The sequence below is a fragment of the Nonomuraea sp. NPDC049684 genome, assembly GCF_044465345.1.
In the GTDB taxonomy this organism is placed as follows: Bacteria; Actinomycetota; Actinomycetes; order Streptosporangiales; family Streptosporangiaceae; genus Nonomuraea.
Genome location: NZ_JBITLO010000006.1, coordinates 92,391 through 103,784 on the forward strand (window position 1 = coordinate 92,391; position 11,394 = coordinate 103,784).

The following is an 11,394-nucleotide window of genomic DNA, read 5'->3' on the forward strand; positions in this document are numbered from 1 at the left end:
GCCCCTGTGATGTCAGGCGTACTCCTGCCGGGGCCGCCTGGCAACAGCGCGCGGTCGCCGTCCCGCGACGAGCACGGCCGCGATCGCCACCAGCAGCCAGCCCGAGGTCAGGACGATCAGCCAGGTCCATCCGGCAGCGCCGTAGACGGCGCTGCCGGCCGTGCCGCCGGCGCCGCTGCCGAGGTAGTAGCACAGGGTGTAGATCCCGGCGGCGCGCCCGCGGGCGGCCGGCGGGGCCTGCGCGGCGACCCACGCGTTGGCCACGGCGTGCGCGGCGAAGAACCCGGCGGTCAGCACGGCGAACCCGGTGACGACCGCGGCCAGGGGGCCGAGCGCGGTCAGCGCCGCGCCGGCGGCCGTCACGGCCAGGGCGGCGACCAGGGCGGGCCGGCGTCCCAGGCGGTCCGCCAGGCGGCCGGCGGCGGCCGAGGAGGCGGTGCCGAGGGCGTAGGAGAGGAACACCAGGGAGGCCGCGGCGGGGGAGAGCGACAGCGGGGGCGCGGACAGGCGGAAGGAGGCGGCGTTGTAGAGCGCGACGAACGCGCCGACGCCCAGCGCCCCCACCGTGTACGGCGCCAGCAGCGCCGTCCCGATCCGGCCGCCGCCCCCGGTGCGCGGGGCGCGTACGACGGGCGGCGGGGCGGGCAGCGTGCGGGCCGCGTACGCCGAGCAGAGCAGCGACACCCCGGCCACCACCGCCAGCGCGCCCCGCCACCCCCACGGCCCGGCGGCGAACCCGGCGCCCAGCCGGCCCAGCATCCCGCCCACCGAGTTCCCGGCGATCATCACGCCCACCGCCCCGGCGAGCCTGGTCGCCCCCACCAGATCGGCCAGGTACGCCGCCCCGACCCCGGCGAACCCGGCGACCGCCACCCCCTGCGCCGCCCGCATCGCCACCAGCACCGGGAACGTCGGCGCCAGCGGCAGCGCCAGCCCGATCAGCGCCGAGGCCAGCACCGACCACATGATCATCCGCCGCCGCCCGACGACCTCCGCCAGCGCGGCCAGCGGCAGCACCGCCACCGCCAGCGCCGCCGTGGCCACGCCGACGGCCAGCGACGCGCCGCCGGGGTCGAGCCGGAAGTCGGCGGCGAGCTGCGGCAGGACGGGCTGGGGCGCGTACAGCAGGGCGAAGGAGGAGACGCCGGCCGCCGCCACGGCCGGACCGGCCCGCCGCGTGCCGACTCGTTGAGCTTCGATGACCGCCACGCCTGGAAACGCTAAGCAAGGCTAATAAATACGTCCAATGCTGAAATAGGCGATAATTCATGCTGTGGTGGATGAATTCGAGCTCGTGGACGAGCGGCTGGCCGCCGGGCTGGCTCCCACGCTCGCCCTGCTGGCCGCCGTGGGGGAGACCGGGCACGTCACGCGGGCGGCCGAGCTGCTCGGCATGCCGCAGCCCACCGCCAGCCGCCGCCTGGCCGCGCTGGCCGACCTCGTGGGAGCGCCCCTCGTCGTCCCGTACGGGCGGGGCATCCGCCTGACCAGGGCCGGGCGCGTCCTGGCGGCCGCCTCCGGCAGGGCGCTGGCCACCATGGAGTCGGCCGCCCGCGAGGTGCGCGAGGAGATCGACCCGGGCAGCGGCCGGATCGTGCTCGGGTTCCTGCACCTGCTGGGCCGCACGCTCGTCCCCTCGCTCATCCGGGGCTTCCGCGAGCGCCACCCGGGCGTGCGGTTCAGCCTGGCGCAGGGCTCGCGGCAGGACATGCTGCGCGCGCTCGCCGAGGGCGAGATCGACCTGGTGTTCGTCGCGCCCCTGCCCGACGGCGACCCGGGCCTGGCCGGGCACCCGCTCGCCGACCAGGAGCTGGTCCTGTCCGTGCCGCCCGGCCACCGCTTCGCCGGACGGTCCCGGGTGCGCCCCGCCGAGCTGGCCGGGGAGGAGCTGGTGACGCTCGAACACGGCTACGGCGTCCGCCAGATCACCGACGACCTGTGCGCGGCGGCCGGGTTCACGCCCAGGATCGCCTTCGAGGGGCAGGAGTCGGAGACCGTCCGCGGCCTGGTCGCGGCCGGGCTCGGCGTGGCCGTGCTGCCCCGGCTGGCGCCCGCCGAGGGCGTCGTGCAGATCCCGCTGTCGCCCCCGGTGTTCCGGACGATCGGGGCGTGCTGGCCCGCCGGGGCCCGGCTCACGCCCGCCGTGCGCGCCTTCCTGGACCACGTGCGCTCCGGCGCCGCCGATGTCGGCCCGGGATTGCGGCCCTGCCGACACCCGTCCTCGCAGAAGTAGTTGACGGCTCATCGATTTTGTATGGAGGATTCAAGCTGCACACGCCCTCCTGCGGATGGGGACGACCATGCCTGCCGAGTCGTTCAACGCCGGCGTCCATCTCACCGACCGCCTGGTCGAGGCCGGGCACGGCGACCGCGTCGCCGTCGCCGGGCCGCTGGGCGCGATGACGTACGCCGAGCTCGCCACGCACGTCGCCGAGCTGGCCGGCGGGCTGCGGGTGATGGGCGTGCGGCCGGAGGAGCGGGTGCTGCTCGTCCTGCCCGACCGGCCCGAGACGCTGGTGACGATCCTGGCCGTGCTGCGGATGGGCGCGGTCGCCGTCCCGGTGCCGGCCCTGTACGACGGGGCCGAGCTGGGCGCGCTGATCCGCGACTCCAGGGCGCGGGTCGTGGTCTCCGCGCCCGAGTTCGAGCCGGCCGTGCAGGAGGCGCTGCTGTCGGCGCCCGAGGTCGTGGCGCTCGTGCTCACCGACGCCGGCCAGGCCCCCGGCCACGTCTTGCGCATCGCCACCGCGACCGGGGCGGGCCCGTCGGCGGCGGTCGAGCCGGGCGTGCCGGTCTGCCTGTGGTCGGACGTGCTGGAGGCCGGCCGGGGCGCGACCGGCTCGTACGACACCTGGCCCGACTCGCCCGCGCTGTGGCTCTACACCGCCGGCACCACCGGCGCGCCCAAGGCGGCCATGCACCGTCACGGCGCGCTGCGCGACGGCCACGAGGCGTACGGGCGGCAGGTGCTCGGCGTGCGCCCCGGGGACCGGTGCCTCTCGGCGGCCCGGCTGTGCTCCGCCTACGGGCTCGGCAACTCCCTGATCCTCCCGCTCGCCGCGGGCGCGACCACGATCCTCGACCCCGCCGCGCCCACCCCGGGCGGCGTCGTCGAACGCCTGCTGGCCGAGCGCCCCACGCTGTTCTTCGCCGGCCCGTCGTTCTACGCCGCGCTGCTGGCCGCCGAGGCCCCGAAGGACGCCTTCGCCTCGGTCCGCCTGGCCGTCTCCGCCGGCGAGGCGCTGCCCGCCGAGCTCCACCGCCGCCTCACCGGCCGCTTCGGCGTGGACGTCATCGACGGCCTGGGCTCGGCCGAGTCGCTGCACGTCTTCCTGTCCGGCCGTCCGGGTCAGGCGCGCCCCGCCGGGTCGGGCGTCGTCGTGCCCGGCTACGAGGTGCGCCTCCTGGACGACTCCGGCGCGCCCGTCCCCGACGGCGAGCCCGGCCACCTGTACGTGCGCGGCGACTCGATCGCCACCGGCTACTGGTGCCGCACCGCCGCCACCCGGCAGGCGTTCCAGGGCGAGTGGCTGCGCACCGGCGACACCTGCGCCCGCGACGCCGACGGCTCCTACCGCTTCCTGGGCCGCTCCGGCGACCTGATCAGGACGGGCGACGCCCAGGTGTCACCCCTGGAGGCCGAGGCCCGGCTGCTGGAGCACCCCTCGGTCGCCGAGTGCGCGGTGGTCGCCCACGCCGCCGCCGACGGGCCGGACCGGCCGGTCGCCTGCGTGGTGCCCAGGCCGGGCCGCCCGATCGACGCGGGCGAGCTCATCGCGTTCTGCCGCGAGGGCCCGGCCGCCGTCCTGTCCCCGCACGAGGTGCTGGTGCTGGACGAGCTGCCGAGGACGGCGACCGGCGCGATCCAGCGCGCGGCGCTCCGGCAACTGGCGGCCGACCTGCTCGGCAAGTGACCGGCGCGGCGGGCCTCAGAAGGCGTCGCGCAGCTCGCGCTTGAGCACCTTGCCGGAGGCGTTCTTCGGCAGCGCGTCCACGAACACCACGTTCTTGGGCGTCTTGAAGGAGGCCAGCCGCTCGCGCAGGAACGCGTTCAGCTCGGCGGCGGTCAGCTCCGCGCCCTCGCGCAGCACCACGGCGGCCGTCACCGCCTCGATCCACCGCTCGTCCGGGACGCCGAACACGGCCGCCTCGGCGACCGCCGGATGCTGGTAGATGACCTCCTCCACCTCGCGGCTGGCCACGTTCTCGCCGCCGGACTTGATCATGTCCTTCTTCCGGTCGACCACCGACAGGTAGCCGTCGGCGTCCATGACGCCGAGGTCGCCGCTGTGGAACCAGCCGCCGCGGAACGCCTCGGCGGTCTTGTCCGGGTCGTTCCAGTAGCCGAGCATGGCGTGCGGGCTGCGGTGGACGATCTCGCCGACCACCCCCGGCGCCACCGGCCGGTCCTCGTCGTCGACGATCCTGGTCTCGACGTTGAGCGCGGGCCGCCCGGCCGAGCCCAGCCGGGTCAGCTGCTCCTCGGGGCGCAGGATGGTGGCCAGCGGCGCCATCTCGGTCTGGCCGTAGAAGTTGAACAGGCGCACGTCAGGCAGCCGGGACGAGATCTCCTTCAGCACCTCGACCGGCATGATCGAGGCGCCGTAGTAGCCCTTGCGCAGCGAGGACAGGTCACGGCGGTCGAAGTCGGGGTGGCGCAGCAGGGCGATCCACACCGTGGGCGGGCAGAACAGCTTGGTCGCGCGCTCGCCCTCGATGGTGGCCAGGATCGAGGCCGGGTCGGCGCCCGGCAGGACGAGGTTGGTGGCGCCCAGGTAGATGCCGGGCGTCAGGAAGCAGTGGAGCTGGGCGCAGTGGTAGAGGGGCAGCGCGTGCACCTCGACGTCGTCGGAGCTCATCTCGCCGTCGACGACGCAGCTCACGTACTGGGCCAGCAGGCTCCCGCTGGACAGCGTGGCGCCCTTGGGCCGGGACTCGGTGCCGCTGGTGTACATGAGCTGGATCGGGTCGTCGGCGGCGATCTCCACCTGCGGCTCGGCGTCGTCGCCGCGCCAGGTGGAGAAGGACTCCCAGCCCTCGGCCGCGCCGATCACGCCGCGCACCCGCACGGCGGGCCCGGCCGCGGCCTCGGCGACCGGCAGCAGCGCCTCCTCCGCCAGCATCCCCGTCGCGCCGGAGTGCTCCAGGATGTAGGCGACCTCGCGCGGCCCGAGCATGAAGTTGATCGGCACGGAGATCGCGCCCAGCCGGGCCAGCGCGAAGTAGGCCACCACGAACGCGTGGTTGTTATGGCTGAACAGGGCGAACCGGTCGCCCTTGGCCACGCCCCGCGCCGCCAGCGCGTTGGCCGTCCGGTTGACCTCCAGGTCCAGATCGGCGTAGCTCTGGCGGACGTTGCCGTAGATCACGGCGGTCTTGGCGGGGAACCTGGCGGCCGAGCGCCGCAGGAGGTCGCCGATCGTGTGCTGGCGCGTGGTCATGCTGGGCACCCCCATGCCGAATGATGTTCGGCGATCGTACCCGACGAAGGAGGCGCCCGCCGACCCCCGGCGGACGCCTCCTCGGGCTCACCCCGGCTGGGTGACGCCGTTGACCTTCAGCGTGTACGGCGCGTACTGCTGCACCTGCTCGGTCGGCTCGTCATAGGCCACGATCGCGACCACCGACGGGAAGACCGCGAACGGCGCGAGCTGCAGCCGGTTGAGGCTGATCGAGCCCTTGCCGTCGAACTGGGCCTGCAGCACCACCGAGTGCCGCTCGTCCAGGCCGACCAGCCGCACGTTCCAGTTGCTGACCGGCGTCGGGGAGATCTCGGTCGGGGAGTCGAACGGCTCCAGGCCGGCGCCGTCGCTCACCGCCGTCGCGCCCACCGTGACGTCGTCGATCTTCCAGCCGCCCTCGTTGACGCCGCCGTCGCTGACGTACTGGAAGCCCACGAGGATCTCCTTGCCCGCGTAGGCGGACAGGCTGTAGGTGTGCGGCTGGAACCCGGTGGTGGTGCCGTTGACGGCAGGGCCGAGCGGGCCGGCCACCGTCTTGTCACCGGGGATCGCGGTGTAGGTCTTGCCGCCGTCGGCGGAGACGATCACGTAGCCGTAGTCGAAGCCGGACTCCGCGCCGTACTTGGCGAGGAAGCGCAGCGTCGGGTCGGCGGCCGGGACCGTCACCTTGGTCACCGCGGCGACGTTGAGGTTGCTGGCGTTGCCCGACCACAGCACCGGGTTGCCCGCGCGGTCGGGGTCGTCGGAGACGACGGTCCAGGCCAGCGGGATCGGCGGCAGCGTCTTGGCGCCCTGGAAGGACAGCGAGGTCGGCGCCGGGCCGCCCGGCTTGCGGATCTGCACGTAGTCGGCGCCGTTCGGGGCCGCCCCCGGAGTGTTGTACGCGGCCGGGTTGGCGAGGTTGACCGTGGAGTTCAGGCTCGCGGTCGTCACCCGCTTCTTCGGCACGCCCAGCACCACGCCGCGGCTGCCCACGACCTTGTCCACCAGCACCATCGTCTGGTAGTCGTGCAGCACCTGGTACAGGTCCGTGCTGCCGAGCGCCGCCTTCACGCTGGCCAGGCCCTGCAGGGAGCCGTCACGGTGCAGCTTGGACAGGAAGTCCGCGCCGTACCGGTCGTACAGGAACAGCATGAAGGAGTAGGCGTTGCCGTAGTCGGCCAGCACCGCGTCCGGGTTGCCGCCGTCGCCCCACAGGTTGAGCGAGTTCTGCGGGCCGCCGCAGTTGCGCGGGTTCGGGTTGTACGGCGTCTGGACGATGCCGAAGCCCTGGAAGCAGTTGATGTGGTTGTCGAAGCCCTTCTCGAACACCGTCGCCTTGGGGTTGCCGTAACCCGTCACCGAGATCGCGAAGTCCGACAGGCCCTCGTTCATCCAGGTGGTCTCGAGCGGGTCGGTGTAGTAGTGCAGCAGGTGCTGCCACTCGTGGGCGAAGACGCCCTCGTACTGGAAGGGCCGGGCCGAGCGCGAGGTGCACACGTCGGAGGTCGGGTCGTCCGGCGGGTTCGCGCCGGTCCTGTGCAGCCAGTCGAACGCGTCGATCGTCATGACGTTGCGGTCGAGCAGCTCGTTGTACTGGGAGGAGAAGAAGCCCGCGATGTACGTGGTCGCGGCCGGGAAGGTGTAGTAGTTGTCGTCCCGGACGTTGTCGATCAGCGTCACCGTGCGGTCGCCGGCGCCGGTGTAGACGCCGCCGTTGCCGTTGGCGTCGGGGCCGAGCACGGCGTTCGTGCCGTCCCGGTCCGGCGGCGTGCTGAAGGTCGCGGTCTCCTTCGGGAACATGTTCGTGTCGAACTGCTGCACCAGGTTCGTGACCTGGGCGTCGGTGATCTCCGTCGTCCCGGGCACCTGCATCCGGCAGTCGCCGGCCGGGAAGGCCAGGTCGTTGGCGACCCAGACCTCGATCTTGTCGCCGACGCCGCGCAGCGTGTAGTCCTTGCGGTACAGGCGGCCGTTGTAGTCGTCCGTGGCCAGCCACTGCCGTACGGTGCCGACCGGCGGCGTCTCGGCGGCGGCCTTGACCTTGGCCTTGGCGCGGGCCTCGTACTTCGCGGGGACCTTGACGGGCTTGCCGTCGAGGGTGAAGTCCTTGCGGGTGAGCTCCTTGACGTCGCTCGGCGGCGCAGCCGTGGCGGCCGCCTGCGGGGACTCGGCCGACGCGGGTATCGCGGTCAGCGTGGGCAGTAAGAGAAGTGCGGCAGCGATTCCGATGATTCGGGTGCGCGCCATTGAACCCCCTAGGTATGGGTGTTGCCCGGATGGAACAGGGGTGACATCCGGTAATTACCGGAACCGAATTGGCGCGCGCAATAGGGGCATTTGCCAACAAAACCCGATGGAATTGGCGATCAGTTCAGAACGGCCAGCCGCCGGTACGACTCCAGCCGCCGCTCCAGGTCGTAGGTGTTCATCGTGACCAGCACCTCGTCGGCCCCGGTCGACTCCACCAGCGACCCCAGCGCGACCGCCACCTCCGGGGCGGTGCCGTGAATCTGGCCCTTCAGCGCCTCCGCCAGCAGCGCCCGCTCCCGCCCGGTCATCTCCAGCCTGGCGATCTCCTCGGCCGGCGCCAGCGGCGGGAACGCGCCGCTGGTGCGCGAGCGCGCCGTGGACCACGCCTCCGGAAGCTGGAGCAGCGCCGCCTCCTCGCGCGTCGCCCCCACCGCGACGCTGACCGCCGCCATCACGTACGGCCTCGCCGCCCACTCCGAGGGCCGGAACCCCGCCCGGTAGCGCGCCGCCGCCTCCACCGCCCGCGGCCCGGCCCCGATCACCATGGGCAGCCCGAGCTCCGCCGCGAGGTCCGCCCCCGACCCCATGGCCAGCACGAACACCTGCGGACGCAGCCCCTCGGCCGGGACGGCGTGCACGCCCGGATGCGCCCGCTGCCCGCCGGTGAAGTACCCCAGCAACTCGCCGACCTGGTCGCCGAACCCGTCCGCGGCCTCCTTGCCGTGGCCGAGCGCCCGCCGGACGCCGCCGGTGAACCCCACCGAACGCCCGAGCCCCATGTCGATCCGCCCGGGGTGGAGCGACTCCAGCACCCCGAACTGCTCGGCCACCACCAGCGGCTGATGGTTGGGCAGCATCACGCCGCCGGTGCCCACCCGGATGCGCCCGGTCGCCGCCGCGACGGCCGCGGCCAGCACGGTCGGCGCCGCCCCCGCCACGCCGGGCACGCTGTGGTGCTCGGCCACCCAGAACCGGTGGTAGCCCAGCTCCTCGGCCTGCCGGGCGAACGCGACGGTGTCCCGCAGCGCGGCGGCCGCGCCGGAGCCCTCACGCAGGAGCGAACGGTCGAGAATCGAGTACAGGGTCACGCCTGCGTGCAACGCCGCACGGCCCCGGATCAATCCAGCGCGTCCCAGGGGACGGCGTCGTAGGAGGAGAGCAGCCGGGCCAGCGTCGGGCCGTCCTGGCGCAGCGGCACGCCGTCGACCTCGCCGACCGGGACCACGCCGTGGGAGTTGCACAGGAACACCAGGTCGAAGCCCGGCAGGTCGGCGACCCGCAGCGGGCGGCGCTCCTGGGGCACGTCGAGGCCCTCCAGCAGGCCCATGGCGGTGCCGCGCAGCATCGGCGCGTCTGGCCACACCAGGCGCCCGCCGGACCAGCAGCCGACGTTGGTGATCGCGCCCTCGCTGATCAGGCCGCCGGCGGTGGTCAGCAGCGCCTCGTCGAAGCCCAGGGGCGCGGCGGTCCGCCGCAGGTGGGCCTGGGCGAACCCGGCCGCCTTCTTGATGTGCGGCAGGTAACGCTGGTAGACGACCGCCGTGACGCGCTGCGGGCGGGTGGAGACCTCGGTGGGCGGGGCGGCCGTGGCCACGACGCGCGGGCGGCCGTCGTGCTCGACGACGTAGACCCGCACGCCCGCGTCGCGCAGGTCGTCGCCGAGCACCGCCCTGATCGAGCCGAGCACCGCCGCCGGGTCGAGCCGGGCGCCGAACAGCTCCAGGTTGGCCGCCGCCAGCCGCTCCAGGTGCAGGGCCAGGCCGCGGGTGCGCCGGTCTCTGACCTGCATGGCGGTGAAGTGCCCGTAGCGGGCCTCCAGCGCGAAGCGCGCGTCGTCGTCCACCGGCCTGCCCTCGATCACCGCTCGTACGATCATGCGTCCAGCATGTCCTGTCCGCCGGCGCCCGCGCGCATGATCGTGAAAGGCGCCAGCTCGCCGAGCCCGCGCACCGACAGCCGGTCGACCGCGCGCAGCAGGAAGGCCCGGTCGCCCTCCAGCTCCTCGGCCATCTCGGGGTCGGCCAGGATCGTTCCCGGCAGGGAGAGCGCGGTGAGCCGGCTGGCCAGGTTGACGGTGGTGCCGAACACGTCGCCCATGCGCCAGATCACCGGCCCGGCGGCCAGGCCCACCCGCAGCTCGGGCATGTCCCTGCCGCGGTGGGTCTCCACCAGGCGCAGCGCGATCTCGGCCGCGACGTGCGACTTGTCGGCCACGAACAGCACCGAGTCGCCGAGCGTCTTGACCACCCGCCCGCCCGAGGACGTCACGACGTCGGCCGAGCGGCCCTCGAACCTGTCGACCAGCCGGGCCAGCTCGGTCGCCGTGATCTGCCGGCTGAGCCGGGTGAAGGCCACCAGGTCGGCGAACCCCACCGCCATGCGCACGGCGCTCATGTCCTGGTCGGCCAGCCGGCCGGCGGCGGCGGCGAGCTGCCGCTGCCAGGCGTAGACCAGCAGCCGCGCCAGGTCGGGCACCACCCGCTCGGCCCGCCGCCGCCAGGCCCGCGGCCGTTCGGCCAGCGGCACGCCCGCCTGGTCGAGCGCCTCGGCGCCCAGCTCGGCCTGCGACTCGGCGAGCCGGGCCGTCGCCCGCCCGATCGAGCGGGCCATCAGCAGCATGTGCTCCTCGTCGTAGGCGCCGGAGCTGACCATCGCGAGCATGGTGCGCAGCGCCTCGACGTCGGAGTCGGTGAACTCGACGGCGTCGTCGGCCACGTTGGCGAACCCCAGCGCCCGCCACAGCCGGCGCGCGCGGTAGACCGGGACCCCGGCCATATGGGCCACCTGGTGGCTGGTGTAGCGGCGCGGCGCGCGCAGGAACGCCTCCGCCACCCCGTCCCCGTCCTCGCGTGACACGCGTGCAACATAACACCCTGTGGCGGGCGTCACTCCAGGAGGGCGCGCAGGGCGGGCCGCTCGGCGTCGGGCAGGTGGACGGCGTAGTAGTCGTACATGGACCGGCGCAGCAGGCGGGCGGCCGAGGCCCCGTCGCCGGCGCGCACGGCGGCCAGCACCTCCTCGTGGTGCCGGATGCTGCGCCGCATCAGCGACTCGCGGTCGGGCGCGTCGGCGATCTTCCCGGCGATCAGGCCCAGCACGACCGAGCGCACCACGTCGGTGCAGACCTGGATCAGCGTGTTGCCGCTGGCCGCCACGATGACGTCGTGGAAGGCCACGTCGGCGGCGCTGAAGGCGTCGTGGCCGGAGGGCGTGGCGGCGCGCATGGCGGCGCGCATGCCGGCGATGGCCGCCTCCATCTCGGCGAGCTGCTCCTCGGTGCGCAGCCGCGCGGCCAGCAGCGCGGCCGAGGAGTCGAGCACCATCCTGAACTGCACCAGCTCGGCCAGCGACAGCTCGGCCACCCGCGCCAGCGTGGTCATCGACTTGTGTAAGGCGGCGGGGGAGAACGGCAGCACCTCCGCGCCGTTGGGATCGCCCGGCCGGGAGCGCACCAGGCCGCGCGCCTGGAGCACGCGCAGCGCCTCCCGCACCGTGGAGCGCCCGACCGAGAACTGCACCATCAGCTCGCGCTCGCTCGGCAGCCGCGCCCCCGGGCCGAGGGCCCCGCTCTCGATGGCCTCCTCGACCTGTTCCACGACCCGCTCGTAAGCGCGTACGGCCCGCACCGGCTCGAACCGTGCACCCATCGGAAGCCCCCTTGACCCGAGCCGTCACGGACTGGCAATGTGCGTAGCCTACT

9 protein-coding genes are annotated in these 11,394 nt (G+C 74.0%); 2 read left to right on the forward strand and 7 right to left on the reverse strand.

Features of this window, described 5'->3' with window-relative positions; all coding sequences use genetic code 11:
- Positions 1 to 12: 12 nt before the first annotated feature.
- Positions 13 to 1,209, reverse strand: a complete 1,197-nt coding sequence (locus ACIBST_RS20850; protein WP_397173690.1) for an MFS transporter — start codon at positions 1,207 to 1,209, stop codon at positions 13 to 15.
- A gap of 64 nt (positions 1,210 to 1,273) precedes the next feature.
- On the opposite strand from ACIBST_RS20850, the gene ACIBST_RS20855 reads away from it, so the two are divergent.
- Together ACIBST_RS20855 and ACIBST_RS20860 are read left to right on the forward strand one after the other, a co-directional pair.
- Entirely contained in the window at positions 1,274 to 2,233 is a 960-nt protein-coding gene (locus tag ACIBST_RS20855) for a LysR family transcriptional regulator (protein WP_397173691.1), read from the forward strand.
- Between the two features lie 67 nt (positions 2,234 to 2,300).
- Complete coding sequence (locus ACIBST_RS20860; protein ID WP_397173692.1) at positions 2,301 to 3,914, forward strand: benzoate-CoA ligase family protein; 1,614 nt, start codon at positions 2,301 to 2,303, stop codon at positions 3,912 to 3,914.
- 15 nt (positions 3,915 to 3,929) lie between these two features.
- On the opposite strand, the gene ACIBST_RS20865 is transcribed toward ACIBST_RS20860, so the two are convergent.
- The 6 genes from ACIBST_RS20865 to ACIBST_RS20890 all read right to left on the reverse strand — a co-directional run bounded on the left by ACIBST_RS20865 (position 3,930) and on the right by ACIBST_RS20890 (position 11,341).
- Positions 3,930 to 5,441, reverse strand: a complete 1,512-nt coding sequence (locus ACIBST_RS20865) for an acyl-CoA synthetase (RefSeq protein WP_397173694.1) — start codon at positions 5,439 to 5,441, stop codon at positions 3,930 to 3,932.
- A gap of 87 nt (positions 5,442 to 5,528) precedes the next feature.
- Entirely contained in the window at positions 5,529 to 7,691 is a 2,163-nt protein-coding gene (locus ACIBST_RS20870; protein ID WP_397173696.1) for a choice-of-anchor J domain-containing protein, read from the reverse strand.
- A 119-nt stretch (positions 7,692 to 7,810) separates the two neighbouring features.
- Positions 7,811 to 8,782 (reverse strand): LLM class flavin-dependent oxidoreductase, encoded by a 972-nt coding sequence (locus ACIBST_RS20875; protein ID WP_397173698.1) that lies wholly within the window; start codon positions 8,780 to 8,782, stop codon positions 7,811 to 7,813.
- Positions 8,783 to 8,811: 29 nt separating this feature from the next.
- Complete coding sequence (locus tag ACIBST_RS20880) at positions 8,812 to 9,570, reverse strand: aminotransferase class IV (protein WP_397173700.1); 759 nt, start codon at positions 9,568 to 9,570, stop codon at positions 8,812 to 8,814.
- Positions 9,567 to 10,550: an adenylate/guanylate cyclase domain-containing protein gene (locus tag ACIBST_RS20885; RefSeq protein WP_397173702.1), complete on the reverse strand. Its 984-nt coding sequence runs from the start codon at positions 10,548 to 10,550 to the stop codon at positions 9,567 to 9,569. The genes ACIBST_RS20880 and ACIBST_RS20885 overlap by 4 nt, the downstream gene beginning before the upstream one ends.
- Before the next feature lie 29 nt (positions 10,551 to 10,579).
- Positions 10,580 to 11,341, reverse strand: coding sequence for a FadR/GntR family transcriptional regulator (locus tag ACIBST_RS20890; RefSeq protein ID WP_397173703.1), 762 nt, complete (start codon positions 11,339 to 11,341; stop codon positions 10,580 to 10,582).
- Between the last annotated feature and the right edge of the window lie 53 nt (positions 11,342 to 11,394).